Genomic DNA, 16,137 nt, shown 5'->3' with positions numbered 1-16,137 from the left:
TAGTCCCCGAGCCTCGGCGTCGCGATGTCACGACACCCAGGGCGCGAGAACTCGCCGGTCGATCAGATGAACAATCCCACGATGTTCATGAGCACCAGGACGATGAGCATCGTCAGTGCGAACCCGAAGTCCAGCGACAGCGAGCCGATCCGCAACGGGGGGATGATCCGCCGGAAGAACCGGATGGGCGGATCGGTCACCGTGTAGGCGGCCTCTGCGACGACGAGCCCGAATCCCTTCGGACGCCACTCCCGATTGAACATCGGGATGTAGTCCAGGATCAGCCTCGCGAAGAGCACGAAGATGTAGAGCAGCAGCACCAGATGGACGATCCTGGCGACGACGGAGACCAGCTCCACGGGCTACGACTGGTCGAAGCCCGCGGACTCGGCGTCCGCGTGCGCGATTCCCCCTTGGCCCGAGACCGCGATGTTCTCCGGCGAGAGCAGGAAGACCTTCGAGGTCACGCGCTCGATGCGGCCGTAGAGCCCGAGCGAGAGGCCGCTGGCGAAATCGATCAGACGACGCGCGTCGGCGTCGCTCATCTGCGAGAGGTTGATGATGACCGGGACGCCCTCACGGAAGCTCTCCGCGATCAGCTGAGCGTCGCGGTACTGCTTCGGGTGCACCGTGAGGATCTCGTTCACCGTGCCGGCAGCAGGCTGACGGACGGCGACCGGGCGGCGCAGCGGCGTGACGGGAGCCGGAGCCGACTCCTCGCGGTCACGATCGCGGTCGCGGTCACGGTGGGCGCGGGCCGGAGCCTGCGTCTCCTCCTCGTAGACCTCTTCCTCGTCGGCGAGGCCGAGATACACCATGGTCTTCTTCAGCGGGTTACCCATCGTGTCCTCCGGTTCGAACGTTTGGGGTGGTCTGTTCACAGGTTAACCCCGGTCGGGGCGGGGTCCGGTGATTGCGGAGCCGATCCGCAGGTGTGTCGCGCCCGCGTCGATCGCTTCGACGAAGTCACCCGTCATTCCGGCGGAGATCCAGGTGGCCGAGGGCTCGACCTCGCGGATCGCATCGGCGATGCCGCGAAGACGGGTGAACGCCGAGGCAGGCTCCTCGTCGAGGGGCGCCACCGCCATCACCCCGCGCAGACGCAGGGACGGCAGAGTCAGCACGTGCTCGGCCAGAGCGCGGGACTCGGCCGGGGCGACACCGCCTCGCCCAGCGTCGTCCGTCAGGTTGACCTGCACGAGGACGTCGAGCACATCGTCGTCCTCCGCGGCGCGGTGCAGCGCATCGGCGAGTCGACCGCGGTCGACCGAGTGCACGACATCCGCGCTCCGTCGGATCGCCGCCGCCTTGTTCGTCTGCCCCTGGCCGATGAAGTGCCAGCGCAGATCCAGTGCCGAGAGCTCGGCCTGCTTGGCGGAGAGCTCCTGCTGCCGGTTCTCACCGACCTCGCGCACGCCCAGCGCCTGCAGATCCGTCACTAGCGAGGCGGGGTGGAACTTCGTGACGACGATCCGAGTGATCTCCGCGGGATCGCGGTCGGCCCGGCGCGCGGCGTCGGCGATGCGCTCGTCGATCGCCGACAGCCGCGCGGCCAGGTCCGGCTGCTGACTGTCCTCGGCCGTCACTCCTGTCACTTCAGGAATTCGGGGATGTCGATGTCGTCATCCGCGAACGCCGGCTCGATGCTCGTGGCCGGCACACGCTGCTGCACGGGAGCAGGCTCAGCGGTCTCGGCCTTCGCCGGCTCCTCGGTCTCGGTGAGCGCGACCTCGGGCAGCGTCGTGGTGGCGGGACGGGACACGACCATCGGGTCGAGCCGCAGCGACGGCTCTCCTCCGTCGAACCCGGCGGCGATCACCGTCACGCGCACCTCGTCGCCGAGCGTGTCGTCGATGACCGTACCGAAGATGATGTTGGCCTCGGGGTGCGCGGCCTCCTTGACGAGGTCCGCGGCGTCATGGATCTCGAAGATGCCCAGGTTCGATCCACCCTGGATCGAGAGGAGCACGCCGTGCGCGCCCTCGATGCTCGCCTCGAGCAGCGGCGACTCGACCGCCAGCTCGGCGGCCTTGATCGCCCGGTCGGCGCCGCGCGCGGATCCGATGCCCATGAGGGCGGATCCCGCACCCTGCATGACCGACTTCACGTCGGCGAAGTCGAGGTTGATGAGTCCGGGGGTCGTGATCAGGTCGGTGATCCCCTGCACACCGGCGAGGAGCACCTGGTCGGCGGTCGCGAAGGCCTCGATCATCGAGATGCCGCGGTCGCTGATCTCGAGAAGACGGTCGTTCGGCACCACGATGAGGGTGTCGACCTCTTCCTTGAGCTTCGCGACGCCGGCCTCGGCCTGGCTCTGCCGACGGCGGCCCTCGAACGAGAACGGCTTGGTGACGACACCGATCGTGAGGGCGCCGATCGACTTCGCGATGCGCGCGACGACGGGAGCGCCACCGGTTCCGGTGCCACCGCCCTCGCCGGCGGTGACGAAGACCATGTCGGCCCCGGTCAGCGCCTGCTCGATCTCCTCGGCGTGGTCCTCGGCGGCACGACGACCCACCTCGGGGTCTGCTCCGGCCCCGAGTCCGCGGGTGAGCTCGCGGCCCACGTCGAGCTTGACGTCGGCGTCGCTCATCAGCAGCGCCTGGGCGTCGGTGTTCACGGCGATGAACTCGACTCCGCGAAGGCCGAGGTCGATCATGCGGTTCACGGCGTTGACGCCGCCACCGCCGACGCCGACGACCTTGATCACGGCGAGGTAGTTCTGGTTCTGGCTCATGGCCGGCCTCCGATTAGTCGAGCCTTGCGTTCGTTGTCGAGAGAGTGCGGGGCTGAACCTTAAACCTCAACTAGAGGTGTAAAGTATTTCCCGGTATTGCGTTCCCTGAGATCGAAGGTAAGCGCCGCGTGCCCGCGGAAGCGCAGCGACACGGGCGTGTCGCGCCATTCCCGTCGAAAGCCGTCAGCCGACGACCGCGACCTTCGGCGAAGTGACGTCGATCGACGTCGCGCCGGGGTTCGCGTTCAGCGCGGCAGAGAGCGTGAGCGCCTTCAGCCCGGACTCCTCCGCGCTCCCCCACACGACAGTCAGGCCGGTGCTGAGGGTCAGCGTCACGTCGTCGGCCGTCGAGGCGCTCACGCCGGTGAGCGCGCCCCTGATGCCTGCCGGAAGCGATCGGACGACCAGCCCGGCGCTCTCGAACGCCGTCGAGTCGACACCGCCCTCGACCTCGATGATCGGCTGCCCCGCGGGCTGATCCGACGTGGTGGCGAGTGCGACGCCGGCGGCATCCACGAGCGTGTATCCCGCATCCGAGCGGATGACGCCCACCGGTGTGCGCTCCACGATGCGCACGGTCAGATCATGCGGCGGCTTCGCCTCGAGTGCGTAGGTCTCGATGAGCGGGAACGCGAGCAGCGCCGCCTTCACCTCGCTCGTGTCGACCAGCGCCAGCGGGGTGCCGATCTGGTCGGCGAGGGCCGCCTCGATCACCGCGGGGTCGAGCGTCGTGGCCCCGGCCACCGTGATCTTCTCGACGGCGAAGAGCGGACTGTACGCCGCGGCGACGCTCCCCCCGATCAGCAGGAGGACGGCGCCGATGCTGCTGAGCCAGATGATCCTCCGCCGGCGAGAGCGCTGGGTGAACCGGCGGATCTCCGCGCGGAGCGCCTTGCGCCGCGCCCGCGCGGCACGCCACACGTCCCCGGTCGAGGTCGGCTGCGGCGCCTCGTCGGCGGGCGCCGCCGGCTGTCCCGACTCGATGTCGACGACGGATGCCGCCTCGGCACGCTCACGGCGGCGCGGGCGGGTCTCCACTTCCGACGCGGCATCCTTCTGCCCCTTGCCCTCCGGGGCGGTCGGAAGCGGTGCGGGCCGGCGCATGGCTACGCCTCGTCGGTCCGGCGGAGCGACTCCAGCACCTGCGGGATGATCTGGTAGACGTTCCCGCACCCGAGCGTGATGACGAAATCCCCGTCCCGAGCGACGGTGGCCGTGTAGTCCGCGGCCTGCTGCCAGTCGGCGACGTAGTGCACGTGCCCCTGGTCGCGGAACGCGTCGCTGACCAGCGCACCGGTGACCCCGGGAACCGGATCCTCACGGGCTCCGTAGACGTCGAGCATCACGGTGTGGTCCGCGAACTCCTCGAGGACGTCGGCGAACTCCTGATACATGTGCTGCGTGCGCGAATAGGTGTGCGGCTGCTGGATCGCGATGATCCGGCCGGAGCCCGAGATGCTCCGCATGGCCTCGAGCGCCGCGCGGACCTCGGTCGGATGGTGCGAGTAGTCGTCGTACACGGTGACCCCGCGCTCGACGCCGTGCTGCTCGAGTCGGCGCACGGTGCCGGCGAAGCCCTCGACGGCGCGCACCGCGTCGGCCAGCGGGTGGCCCAGCGCACGCAGCACCGCGACGGCTCCTGCCGCGTTGATCGCGTTGTGCACGCCGGGGACCGCGAGCTGCATGCGCGCGCTCTCCCCCTCGTGCGTCAGCGTCGCGGCGACGGGACCTGCGGCGACGATGTCGGTGACGCGGAGATCGGCTCCCTCGGCCTGGCCGAAGGTGATGACGTTGTCGTGCGAGAGCCCCGCGCTGACGCGCAGCGCCCCCGGGTCGTCGCTCGAGATCACGACTGCCTCGGAGGCGGCATCCGCGAATCGCACGAACGCGTCGTGGAACGCCTCGTCCGAGCCGTAGTGGTCCAGGTGGTCGGGATCGACGTTGGTGATCAGCGCGACCGCCGTGTCGTACAGCAGGAAGGTGCCGTCCGACTCGTCGGCCTCGATCACGAACAGGTCGCCCGTGCCGGTCGCGCTCGATGCGCCGAGCTGCTCGATCACGCCGCCGTTCACGAAGTGCGGGTCGGCGCCGAGCTCGCGCAGAGCCGTGACGATCATGCCGGTCGACGTGGTCTTGCCGTGGGCTCCGGCGACCGAGACGAGGCGGCGGGATCCGATCAGCCAGTGCAGCGCCTGCGAGCGGTGGATGACGTGCAGCCCGCGCTCCTTGGCCGTGACGAACTCGGGGTTCTCGGGCCAGATCGCACCGGTGTGCACGACCGTGTCGGCGTCGCCGAGGTACGCCGCGTCGTGGCCGACGTGCACGGTGGCGCCGGCAGCCGCGAGGGCGCGCAGGTTGTCGCTGTCGGCGCGGTCGGTGCCGGAGACGCGGATGCCGGCGTCGAGGAACATCCTCGCGAGGCCGCTCATGCCGGAGCCGCCGATGCCGATGAAGTGCGCGGAGGTGATCGTCTCGGGGATCGGGAGGGAGAGGTCGGGTCTGATCATGTCGTGTTCAGTCTACTTTTCCTCGGTCGTCTCGACCGTCTCAGGCGGCGCCGAGCGCACGATCGACCAGGGCGATCACGTTCTCGGTCCCGTTGCGGGTGCCGACCTTCTCCGCGGCCGCGGCCATCCGGCCGATACGCTCGCGGTCGCCGAGCAGCGGGACGACGATGCGACGCACCGCGTCGCCGTCGAAGGTCGCGTCATCGAGCAGCTGCGCGGCGCCGGCGGCCACGGCCGATGCGGCATTGAGGCGCTGCTCGCCGTTGCCGACCGAGTAGGGCACGTACAGCGCGGGGATGCCGAGGGCACTCACCTCGCTCACGGTCGCCGATCCGGACCGCGACACGATCAGGTCGGCGAGGGCGAAGGCGAGGTCCATGCGATCGACGTAGCGCCGCAGGGCGTAGCCGGGCACCTCAGGATCGACCATCTCGCTGCGCTCACCGGTGACGTGGAGCAGCTGCCATCCCGCCGCGAGCACGTCGCCCCAGGAGTCGGCCATCGCCTCGTTCAGTCGCTGGGCGCCGAGTGAGCCTCCGAAGACGAGGAGGACGGGACGTTCGGCATCGAGTCCGAAGTGCGCCGCAGCCTCGCCGCGAGTCGCCGTGCGGTCGAGGGCGATGACCTCACGACGCAGCGGCATCCCGACGACCTCGCTGCCGCGGAGCGGAGTCCCGGCGAAGGCCACGCCGACGCCGGCCGCTCGACGGGCCCCGAGGACGTTCGCGAGCCCCGGCTTCGCGTTGGCCTCGTGCACGACGAAGGGCACCCCCTCCCTCCGCGCGGCGACGTAGGCGGGAGCCGACGCGTACCCGCCGAAGCCGACGACGACATCGATACCGTGCGTGCGGATGTGGGAGCGCACCTGGGCGATCGCGCGGCGGAACCGGGAGGGGAACGCCGCCGCCTGGCGGTTCGGTCGACGCGGGAAGGGGACCTTGTCGACGATGAGCAGCTCGTAGCCGCGCTCGGGGACGAGCCGTGACTCCAGCCCCTCGGATGTTCCGAGGACGAGGACCGATGCGTCGGCGTCCCGTTCCCGCAGCGCATCGGCGACGGCGAGCAGGGGGTTCACATGGCCGGCGGTGCCACCGCCGGCGAGGAGGTACGAAGTCACCTCGTGACCCTACCCGCTGCGGCTGAGGGCTTCTCCTCCGCGGGGAGGGTGCGCGCGAACGCGAGCAGCACGCCGCACGCGATCAGCACGGCGAGCAGGGCCGTGCCGCCCTGCGACATGAACGGGAGCGGGACTCCCATGACGGGGAAGACGCCGATGACGACGCCGATGTTCAGCACGGCCTGTCCGACGATCCACACCGTGATGCCGCCCGCCGCGACGCGGATGAACGGATCGTCGGTCTTGCGGATGATGTGGAACGCGCCGACCGTGAAGAACGTGAAGAGGGCCAGCACGACGATGCATCCGATGAGGCCCAGCTCCTCGCCGACGATCGCGAAGATGAAGTCGTTGCCGGCCGCCGGAAGCCAGCCGTACTTCTCCTGCGAGTTGCCGAGCCCGAGCCCGAAGATGCCGCCGGACGCCATTCCCCAGATTCCGTGGATGGACTGGTAGCAGTCGGTGTAGTACAGCGACATGTCGTCGCACGTGGCCGTGATGCGACGCATCCGGTCCTCGCTGGAGAGGGCGTACGCCAGCACGGCGACCACGCCGAGGACCACCGGGATGATGAACAGCCGGAGCTTCACCCCGGAGAAGAACAGGCAGCCGAGCAGGATGAGCACGAGCACCATCGCGGTCCCGAGGTCCTTGCCGGCGAGGACGGTGCCGATCGCGAGAGCGCCGACCGGGATGACCGGGATGAACACGTGGTGCCAGGTGCCGAGCATCGTGCGCTTGCGCAGCAGCACGGCGGCGATCCACAGCGCGAGAGCGAGCTTGAGGAACTCCGACGGCTGGAGCGTGAAGCCGGCGATCATGATCCAGTTCCGGTTTCCGCCGTCGGCGATGCCGAGGGGCGTGAACACGAGCATCTGGAGGGCGACGGCGCCGAAGAGCGCGGGCCAGGCCATCTTCTTCAGGAAGGCGATCGGCAGGCGGCTGATCAGGAACATCAACGGGATGCCGAGCAGGGCGAACACGCCCTGGCGCAGCGCGCCGTCCATCGGGTTCGCACCGTCCGCGACCGCGGTCGCACTGGTGGCGGACAGCACCATCACCAGTCCGAAGAGGGTCAGCAGCAGCGCGGTCGAGGCGATGAGCAGGAACTCGGTCGACACCGGTGTGAACCGGCGCCCGAGGGAGACCCGGGCCGCGAGTCCGCCGGACTCAGAACGCGGAGGGCGGGATACCTGCGTCATCGGCGCTCCCCCGGTCGATCCAGTCCCGCACCGCCTCGGCGAAGCGGTGGCCACGGTCCGCGTAGCTGGAGAACTGGTCGAAGGACGCCGCCGCCGGGGCCAGCAGAACCGTGCCCTCGTCGCCGACGATCCCCGCCGCGATCTCCACGACACGGTTCATGACCTGACCAGTCTCGCGAGCATCGACCTCGAACACCGGGACCACGGGCGCGTGTCGTCGGAATGCCGCGACGACGTCGGTGCGCTCGACCCCGATCACGACCGCCGCGCGAGCCGTGGAACCCACGTCCGCGACGAGTTCGGCGATGTCGACGCCCTTCAGATCTCCGCCGACGATCCAGACCGCACCGGGGTACGCCCGCAGGGAGGATGCCGCCGCATGCGGGTTCGTGGCCTTCGAGTCGTCGACCCACACCACGCCCCTGTGCCGGGCGACGACCTGGATCCGATGCGCGTCGAGCTCGAAGCGCTGCAGGGCCGCGTGGATCGCCTCGGGCTCCGTTCCCAGGGACCGCGCGAGGGCGCTCGCGGCGAGGATGTTCTGCACGATGTGCGGGGCGGCGAGGCCCGCGTTGTCGAGGGCGGCGATCGTCGTCAGCTCGAGCGCGCTGCGGGCACGGTCGTCGAGGAACGCACGATCGACGATCAGTCCCTCCACCACGCCCAGGTCGCTCGGACCGGGGATGCCGAGGTCGAAGCCGATCGCACGGGCGCCCTCGACCACCTCCGCCTCCTCGACCATGCGGCGGGTGGCGGCATCCGCCTTGTTGTAGACGCAGGCCACGCGGGTGTTGCGGTAGACGACGGCCTTCGCATCCCGGTACGCCGCCGCGCTCCCGTGCCAGACGAGATGGTCGTCGGCGAGGTTGAGGCAGACCGCGGCGTAGGGATACAGCTCGCCCTCGGGCTGCGACTGGCCGAGGTACCAGAGCTGGTGGCTGGACAGCTCGACGACCAGCACGTCGAAGCCACCGGGGTCGCGCACGGCGTCGAGCACGGGGACACCGATGTTGCCGCACGGCGCGGCACGGAGTCCTCCCTCGACGAGCAGCGACGCGGTGAGCTGCGTCGTCGTCGTCTTGCCGTTCGTCCCCGTGATCAGCACCCAGTCGGCCGGAGTGCCGTCGTCGCGGAGGACCTTGTCGCGCACCCGCCAGGCGAGCTCCACGTCGCCCCAGATCGCGATGCCGGCATCCTGGGCCCACCGGATCACCGGGTGCGACGGCGCGAACCCCGGCGAGGCGATCACGACGTCAGGGCGGAAGTCGACGAGCGCGGCCGGCACCTGGGCGAGGGAACCCAGCTCGAGTCCCGCGCCGATCACAGGGAGCAGCCGCTCGTACTCCTCCTCGGCGGACTCGCTGAGCACGAGAACCTCGGCACCGAGCTCGGCGAGCGTGTCCGCCACCGAGAACCCGGTCATGGACAGGCCGAGGACCGCCGCACGGAGCCCGGTCCACTCGGCGTTCCAGCTCGTGAGGGCGCTGAGCCGATCAGCCGACACGCGTCAGCCATTCGACGTAGAACAGGCCGACAGCAGACACGGCGAGCAGACCCGCGATGATCCACATGCGCACGACGATCGTGATCTCCGACCAGCCGCGCATCTCGAGGTGGTGATGGAAGGGACTCATCAGGAACAGCCGCTTGCCGCGCGTGATCTTGAAGTAGGTCCGCTGCAGGATGACGGAGCCGGAGGCGAGGACGAACACGCCCGCGATCACGAGGAGCAGGAGCTCCGTGCGGGTCAGGATCGCCATCGCCGTGATCACGCCGCCGATCGCCATCGACCCGACGTCGCCCATGAAGACCTTGGCCTTCGGGGCGTTCCACCACAGGAAGCCGATCAGTCCGGCAGCGAACGACGCGGAGATGATCGCGAGGTTGAACGGATCGCGCACCTCGTAGCACCCGCCCAGGGCGTCGGGGTCCCCGCCGATGCAGGGCTGCTTGAACTGCCAGAATGCGATCAGGCTGTAGGCGCCGACCACGATCACGCCCGCACCCGCGGCCAGACCGTCGAGGCCGTCCGTCAGGTTGACGCTGTTCGACGTCGCGACGCCGATGATCGAGATCCAGGCGAGGTACAGGATCCAGCCGAGGATGACCCCGAAGGCGAAGAGATCCAGCCACGTGAAGTCGCGGAACAGCGAGATCGCTCCGCTGGCCGGCGTCTGCCCGAACCGGTTCGGGAAGTTCAGGGCCACGATGCCGAACGGGATGATGACCAGCAGCTGGCCGATGATCTTGCGCCATCCGGACAGGCCGAGGCTGCGCTGACTGCGCACCTTCATGTAGTCGTCGATGAAGCCGACGACGCCGAAGCCGACCATGAGCCAGATCACCAGGAGCGCGGAGAGCGCCGGGACCTCTCCGCTGACGAAGACACCGGTGAAGTATCCGACGATCGAGCCGGCGATGAAGATGACGCCGCCCATCGTCGGGGTACCGCGCTTCGCCTCGTGGCTCGGGTTCTCGGCCTCTTCGGGGGTGCGGATGACCTGCCCCCACCCCCACTTCCGGAAGAGCCGGAGGAACACGGGAGTCAGGAACAGGGTGAAGGCGAGCGAGATCGCCGCCGCCATGATGAGAGACCTCACGAGAACAATTCTCCCAGACGATCGCCGAGATGCCGGAGGCCCACGGAATTGGATGACTTCACGAGCACGCGGTCTCCGTCACGGAGTTCGGTGCGCAGATATTCGAACGCCGCGTCCTGGTCGGGCAGATGCACGGCCTCGCTGTTCCAGGAGCCCTCGCCGACGGCGGCGAGATAGAGCCTCCTGGCCTCGGGTCCGACGACGACGATCCGCTGGATGTTCAGCCGCACGGCGAGGAGCCCGATCCGATCGTGCTCCTCCCCCGCGCTCTCGCCGAGTTCGCTCATGGCGCCGAGCACCGCGACGGTGCGTTCGTCGGGTCCGGTGATCTGCGCGAGAGTGCGCAGCGCGGCGGACATCGAGTCGGGGCTGGCGTTGTAGGCGTCGTTGATGATGCGCACGCGGTCCCCGCCCAGGGGCTGCATCCGCCAGCGCTCCGCGATCTCCACCGTCTCGAGGCGCGCGACGGCGTCGGCGAGGGGGACGCCGAGCACGCCCGCCGCGGCGATCGCGGCCAGCGCGTTCGTGATGTGGTGCGCTCCGAGGACCTGCAGGCGCAGCGGCATCCGCTCGCCGGCCGACTCGATCTCGCACGAGGTGCCGGATGCCGTCACCTGGATGCCGTGCGCACGCACGTCGGCCGCCGCGCCCTGTCCGAATCCGACCACGCGCATGCCGCGCGATCGCGCGAGCTCCTGCATGGCCGCGACGCGGGAATCGTCGACGTTCAGCACGGCGGTGCCGGAGGCCCTGGCCGCAGCCACCAGTTCGGACTTCGCCTTCGCGGTCGCCTCGATGCCGCCGAATCCGCCGGCGTGCGCCATGCCCACCATCAGGACGACGGCGATGTCCGGCTCGACCAGCCCTGCGAGGTGGGCGATGCTGCCCGGGGCGGCGGCTCCGAACTCGCTCACCAGGAAACGGGTGCCGTGCGTCACGCGCAGCATCGTCACGGGGGCGCCGACCTCGTTGTTGAACGACTTGACGGGCGCGACGGTCTCGCCCTCGTCCTCGAGGATGCGCGCGAGGAAGTTCTTGGTCGTCGTCTTGCCGTTGGAGCCGGTGATGCCCACGATGCGGAGATCGCCGCCGGCGCGCACGCGGGCGACCACCTCCCTCGCGAGGTCGCCGAGTGCGGCGACGGCGTCGGGGACCACGATCTGGGACACCGGAGCGTCGACCACGTGCTCGACGATCGCCAGCGCGGCTCCGGCCGCCACGGCGGCGCCCACGAAGCGATGGCCGTCGGTCTCGGCGCCGGGCTTGGCCACGAAGATCGAGCCGGGTTCCATCGTGCGCGAGTCGGTGTCGACGATGCCGTCGACGACCGTCTCCGCCGTGTCGTCTCCGGCGACGCGCAGATCACCGCCGACAGCGGCAGCGATCTCAGCGAGCGTCAGGGCGATCATGTCATCTCCAGGCGCGGCTCTCGCCGGCTATCCGAATTTGGGAAGCAGCTCGTCCATGGGAACAGTGGACGGCATCACGCGATAGGTCTTCATCACCTGGGTCATCGCCTTCTGGAAGGCGGATGCGGTGGCCGCGGACGATACAACCTTAGTCGGCTCGTCGAGGGTCACCACGACGACGTACTGCGGGTCATCGACGGGCGCGAACCCCACCATGCTGGTGTAGTACACGCCCTCCTTGTAGCCGCCGCTGCCGTCGGAGACCTGCGCCGTACCGGTCTTGCTGGTCACCCGGTAGCCGGGAACCTGGATCCGATCGGCGTTGCCGCCCTGCACGGCGACGTTCTCGAGCATCTGGGTCAGCTGCGCCGCCGTCTGCTCGGTCACGACCTGCTCATGCCCCGGTGCGTCGGGCGTGACGACGCTGCCGTCCACCGCGGTGCACGACTCGATCAGCGAGAGGTCGATCTTCTCGCCGCCATTCGCGATCGCCTGGTAGGCCCCGGCGAGCTGCGGCGCGGTGACGGAGAAGTACTGGCCGAAGGTGGTCGTGTACAGCGACTGGTTGTCCCACTCGCTGACCGGGTGCAGCAGACCGGCGACCTCGGAGGGGAATCCGAGCGTCTTCTCGCCGACGCCGAAGCGCTGCAGGTAGTCGTAGCGCACCTCGGGGCTGACCGTGGTGCCGAACTTCGACAGCGCCACGTTCGAGGAGTCGATGAGGGCACCCGCGAGCGTGTAGTTGAACTCCGGGTGCGTGAACGAGTCGTTGATCACGGCGCCGTTGGGGAACGTCTCGCGTGACGAGGCGGGCGCCGTGCTGAACGGGGTGAGACCCGCTCCCTCGATCGCGGCCGCCGCGGTGATGGCCTTGAACGTGGAGCCGGGCTCGAAGTCCTTGTGGAAGATCTGGCTGTACCGGGTCTCCGGGGTCGAGGAGTCCAGATCGTTGGGGTCCATCGCCGGCCATTCGGCCGCGGCGCGGATCTTGCCGGTCTTCACCTCGACGACGGTCACCGTGCCGCCCTTGGCGCCCTGGTCCTGCGCCTCCTCGGCGATCATCTGCTGCAGGTACCAGTTGAGGTCGCTGTTGATGGTCAGCTGCACGGTCCCGCCGTTCACCGCATCCACGGTGCGCTCGCTGCCCGGGATGACGATGCCGTCCTTGCCGGTGCGGTAGGACTCCTCGCCGTCGACGGGCGCGAGGCAGCTCTCCTCCATCTCCTCGATCCCGGCCTGTGCGGTGCCGGTGTTGTCGAGGAAGCCGAGGATGTTCCCCGCCACGGCCCCGTTCGGGTAGACCCTGGTCTCCCTGGCCTCGAAGTGCAGATACTTGAGCTTCAGGTCGCGGAGCTCGATGTACTGCTCGGTCGTCAGCGACTTCTTGAGCGGTGCGTACTGGCTCTCGGCGTCGACGGCGAGGGCGTCGGAGACGATCGTCCGGACCTCGTCGCCGGTCTGCCCCGTCACCGCGGCGATCTTCTCGGATGCCTCGGCCCACGGCAGCTCCGGATCGTCGTCCTCGAGGAGCATGATCACCTGGGGGCTGAGCTGCGCGTCGTAGACCAGAACGCTGGAGGCCAGCACCGTTCCCCCCGCGTCGACGATCGAGCCGCGCTGGCCCGGGATCGTCGAGCCGGCGCCGATGTGCGTGAGCGAGTCGGCGACGTGCTCGTCGGCGCTCACGACCTGGATGTCGACGAGGCGCACGACGAAGGTCGCCAGCACCGTCAGGATGACGGCGAGGGCGACGACCGTGCGTCGCCGCGGTCCGCGCGTGGCTCTGGTCGTCATGCGATCTCTCCGTCGGATCAGGGGCGGTCGGGGGAAGTCAATGCGTGGTGGGGCTCGGGAGCCCGTCGGTGATCGCGGGAGGGAGCTCCTGCGTCGTCTGATCGGCTGTCGTGTCCTCCGTGACCGGGGTGTCGACGGGAGGCGAGGTGACCAGCACGTTGCCGACGGCGCCGGCCCCCTGCGGGTCGACGGTCGAGTTCCAATCGGCGCCGGTGCCCGTGCCGAAGACGGCGCCGTCGCTCAGACGGAGATACGACGGCGATCCGGCGACCACCATCCCCAGACCGGCGGCACCGCTCGCGAGCACCTGCGGGGAGCTCAGACCGGTCAGCTCCTCCTGCAGAGCATGGGTCCGCAGATTCAGCTCGTTCTGCTGCGAGGAGAGTGCGGCCAGCGAGAAGGAGTCCTGCGTGATCGCCAGGGACAGAGCGATCTGCGCGGCGCCGATGGCCAGAGCGCCGCCGAGGGCGATCAGTGCGTAGGCGAGCTTGGGCTTGCGGCGGGTGGCCGGACGGGTGACGGGCTGCAGGCGCCGCTGCGGTGCGCGTGTCGGCTCGATCGGCAGCGCCGGCTGGCGGACCGTGGCATTCAGGCTCATGCGCTCTCCCGCAGCTTCTCGGCGGCGCGGAGCCGCACCGGGATCGCGCGCGGATTGCGCGCGCGCTCGTCGTCGTCGGCGAGTTCTGCGCCCTTGGTGAGGATGCGGAACCGCGGGGCGTGCTCGGGGAGCTCCACCGGGAGCCCGGCGGGTGCGGTCGAGGCGGATGCTGCCGCGAACGCCTGCTTCACAAGGCGGTCCTCCAGGGACTGGTAGGACATCACCACGATGCGGCCGCCGACGCTCAGCGCGTCCATGGCGGACGGGATCGCGTCGGCGAGCACGTTCAGCTCGGTGTTGACCTCGATCCGCAGCGCCTGGAAGACGCGCTTCGCCGGGTGCCCGGCGCGCTGAGCGGCCGCCGGGGTCGCGGCGATGAGGATCTCGACGAGCTCCGCCGAACGCGTGATCGGCTGCTTCTGCCGCGCCTCGATGATGAAGCGCGCGTAACGACCGGCGAGCTTCTCCTCGCCGTAGCGCTCGAAGATGCGGCGGAGGTTGCCTTCGCTGTACGTCGCGATGACATCGGCGGCGGTGATGCCGCTGGTCTGGTCCATCCGCATGTCGAGCGGCGCATCCTTGGAGTAGGCGAAGCCGCGCTCGGCCTCGTCGAGCTGGAGCGAGGAGACGCCGAGGTCGAAGAGGATGCCGGCGGCGCCCTGAGCGTGGAGCCCGATCTCGTCGTACACCGTGTGCACGAGGGTCACGCGATCGCGGAAGCGGGCCAGCCGCTCCCCCGCGATGCGGAGCGCATCCGTGTCGCGATCGAGTCCGACGAGCCGGATGCGGGGGAAGCGCTCGAGCAGGGCCTCGGAATGCCCGCCCATCCCGAGCGTGGCGTCGACGAGGACGGCTCCGTCGGCCTGGAGGGCGGGAGCCAGCAGCTCGACGCAGCGGTCGAGGAGCACGGGGGTGTGTATGTCGCGGAGGTTCATGATCTTTCTCGGGGTGACCTTCGGCTCTGATCCCCCTCCGCTTCGCGACCCGGCACCGGGGAAGTGTGTCGGGGCGGGAGCGGCGGGGCATCACAGCCGTGGTCAGAAGAGTCCCGGAATCACCTCCTGCTCGAGATCGGAGTAGGTCTCCTCACCGGCGGCGAGGTAGGCGTTCCAGCTCTCGGCATCCCAGATCTCGGCGTGGGCGCCGACTCCGGTGACGATGAGTTCCTTCTGCAGGCCTGCGTACTGGCGCAGGTGGACGGGGATGGTGATGCGGTTCTGACTGTCGGGCATCTCCGCACTCGCACCGGAGAGGAACAGACGCATGAAGTCACGCGCCTGCTTGTTGGCGAGCGGCGCCTGACGGATCCGCTCGTGCATCGCCTCGAACTCGGCCGTGCTGAAGACGTAGAGGCAGCGTTCCTGGCCACGCGTGACGACGATGCCGCCGCCAAGATCTTCGCGGAACTTCGCAGGAAGGATGACCCGTCCCTTGTCGTCCAGCTTCGGAGAATGCGTTCCCAGCAACATCGGCCATCACCCCCTCTGCGTCCGGCCAACTCGAGGTGCGCCCCACTTTACTCCACTTTCCTCCACAAACCTACGGCGAATACGCCGATGCGCCGGTTCGATACGAGCGGGGTCGCCCTAGAACCGCGGAATTACGCGGTGAAGGACGGTGGAGGGCAGGTGGAGGGCCAGTGGAGGGCAGGCCTACCCCTGATACCCCGCGGGCGGCTCCGGACGCAGAAAAGCCCGGATGCTCAGCATCCGGGCTTTCGAGAGAGGGAGGAGAGGTCAGCGTCCGTCTTGGCGGCGATCCCAACGATCGTTCATGCGATCCATGAAGGAGGCCGAACTCGGCTGCTTCGAGGCCGATCGCTCACGAGGGGCGGCTGGGGTCGTCCGGCGCACGGGCGTCACGGCGATCATGACTCCGGCCAGCATCGCTGCGAAGCCGATGACACCCACGACGATGCCCCAGACGTCACCGATGATGACTCCGGCGACGAGGCCGCCGACGCCTGCCAGCAGCAGAAGGGCGCCGTACACGAGGTTGCGATAGCTCAGTGTGCGATCGCCTGATGGCGCGCTCACGACGTCGGCGTCGTTGTGAAGGAGATGGCGTTCCATCTCATCGAGCAGACGCTGCTCCTGTTCGGAGAGTGGCATTTCGTCCCCCTCGGGTATCGTGCCTTCCATTCTACGCGCGAGGAGGCGTCCGAGGCTAGCCG

16 protein-coding genes are annotated in these 16,137 nt (G+C 69.2%); all 16 read right to left on the bottom strand.

Annotated features, from left to right (window positions below; all coding sequences use genetic code 11):
* Positions 1-62 precede the first annotated feature (62 nt).
* Positions 63-359, bottom strand: coding sequence for a YggT family protein (locus tag DC434_RS18705; RefSeq protein WP_116636822.1), 297 nt, complete (start codon positions 357-359; stop codon positions 63-65).
* A gap of 3 nt (positions 360-362) precedes the next feature.
* Positions 363-842 (bottom strand): cell division protein SepF, encoded by a 480-nt coding sequence (sepF, locus tag DC434_RS18700; protein WP_116636821.1) that lies wholly within the window; start codon positions 840-842, stop codon positions 363-365.
* Between the two features lie 42 nt (positions 843-884).
* Positions 885-1,595: a YggS family pyridoxal phosphate-dependent enzyme gene (locus tag DC434_RS18695; RefSeq protein ID WP_243409012.1), complete on the bottom strand. Its 711-nt coding sequence runs from the start codon at positions 1,593-1,595 to the stop codon at positions 885-887.
* Positions 1,592-2,737: a cell division protein FtsZ gene (gene ftsZ, locus DC434_RS18690; RefSeq protein WP_116636819.1), complete on the bottom strand. Its 1,146-nt coding sequence runs from the start codon at positions 2,735-2,737 to the stop codon at positions 1,592-1,594. Before ftsZ ends, DC434_RS18695 begins: the two co-directional genes overlap by 4 nt.
* A 183-nt stretch (positions 2,738-2,920) precedes the next feature.
* Positions 2,921-3,841, bottom strand: a complete 921-nt coding sequence (locus DC434_RS18685; RefSeq protein ID WP_116636818.1) for an FtsQ-type POTRA domain-containing protein — start codon at positions 3,839-3,841, stop codon at positions 2,921-2,923.
* 2 nt (positions 3,842-3,843) lie between these two features.
* A complete protein-coding gene (murC, locus tag DC434_RS18680) occupies positions 3,844-5,244 on the bottom strand; it encodes a UDP-N-acetylmuramate--L-alanine ligase (protein WP_116636817.1) in 1,401 nt (466 codons plus the stop codon).
* Between the two features lie 40 nt (positions 5,245-5,284).
* On the bottom strand, positions 5,285-6,361 hold the full coding sequence (locus tag DC434_RS18675; RefSeq protein ID WP_116636816.1) for a UDP-N-acetylglucosamine--N-acetylmuramyl-(pentapeptide) pyrophosphoryl-undecaprenol N-acetylglucosamine transferase: 1,077 nt from the start codon (positions 6,359-6,361) through the stop codon (positions 5,285-5,287).
* On the bottom strand, positions 6,358-7,563 hold the full coding sequence (ftsW, locus tag DC434_RS18670; protein WP_116636815.1) for a putative lipid II flippase FtsW: 1,206 nt from the start codon (positions 7,561-7,563) through the stop codon (positions 6,358-6,360). The genes DC434_RS18675 and ftsW overlap by 4 nt, the downstream gene beginning before the upstream one ends.
* A complete protein-coding gene (murD, locus tag DC434_RS18665) occupies positions 7,532-9,067 on the bottom strand; it encodes a UDP-N-acetylmuramoyl-L-alanine--D-glutamate ligase (RefSeq protein ID WP_116636814.1) in 1,536 nt (511 codons plus the stop codon). Before murD ends, ftsW begins: the two co-directional genes overlap by 32 nt.
* On the bottom strand, positions 9,057-10,163 hold the full coding sequence (mraY, locus tag DC434_RS18660; protein WP_116636813.1) for a phospho-N-acetylmuramoyl-pentapeptide-transferase: 1,107 nt from the start codon (positions 10,161-10,163) through the stop codon (positions 9,057-9,059). Before mraY ends, murD begins: the two co-directional genes overlap by 11 nt.
* The gene (gene murF, locus DC434_RS18655) at positions 10,160-11,572 is read right to left on the bottom strand and encodes a UDP-N-acetylmuramoyl-tripeptide--D-alanyl-D-alanine ligase (protein ID WP_116636812.1); all 1,413 of its coding nucleotides are present in this window, start codon (positions 11,570-11,572) and stop codon (positions 10,160-10,162) included. Before murF ends, mraY begins: the two co-directional genes overlap by 4 nt.
* 27 nt (positions 11,573-11,599) lie before the next feature.
* Positions 11,600-13,366: a penicillin-binding protein 2 gene (locus tag DC434_RS18650; RefSeq protein ID WP_116636811.1), complete on the bottom strand. Its 1,767-nt coding sequence runs from the start codon at positions 13,364-13,366 to the stop codon at positions 11,600-11,602.
* A 37-nt stretch (positions 13,367-13,403) separates the two neighbouring features.
* A complete protein-coding gene (locus DC434_RS18645; RefSeq protein WP_116636810.1) occupies positions 13,404-13,964 on the bottom strand; it encodes a hypothetical protein in 561 nt (186 codons plus the stop codon).
* The gene (gene rsmH, locus DC434_RS18640; RefSeq protein ID WP_116636809.1) at positions 13,961-14,899 is read right to left on the bottom strand and encodes a 16S rRNA (cytosine(1402)-N(4))-methyltransferase RsmH; all 939 of its coding nucleotides are present in this window, start codon (positions 14,897-14,899) and stop codon (positions 13,961-13,963) included. The genes DC434_RS18645 and rsmH overlap by 4 nt, the downstream gene beginning before the upstream one ends.
* A gap of 102 nt (positions 14,900-15,001) precedes the next feature.
* On the bottom strand, positions 15,002-15,433 hold the full coding sequence (gene mraZ / locus DC434_RS18635; RefSeq protein WP_028501511.1) for a division/cell wall cluster transcriptional repressor MraZ: 432 nt from the start codon (positions 15,431-15,433) through the stop codon (positions 15,002-15,004).
* A gap of 267 nt (positions 15,434-15,700) precedes the next feature.
* A complete protein-coding gene (locus tag DC434_RS18630) occupies positions 15,701-16,075 on the bottom strand; it encodes a DUF3040 domain-containing protein (RefSeq protein ID WP_116636808.1) in 375 nt (124 codons plus the stop codon).
* Positions 16,076-16,137 lie beyond the last annotated feature (62 nt).

The organism is Microbacterium sp. TPD7012, assembly GCF_003075395.1.
GTDB lineage: Bacteria > Actinomycetota > Actinomycetes > Actinomycetales > Microbacteriaceae > Microbacterium.
Note: the sequence above shows the minus strand (reverse complement) of the source record. Positions and strands in the feature narration are given on the sequence as shown.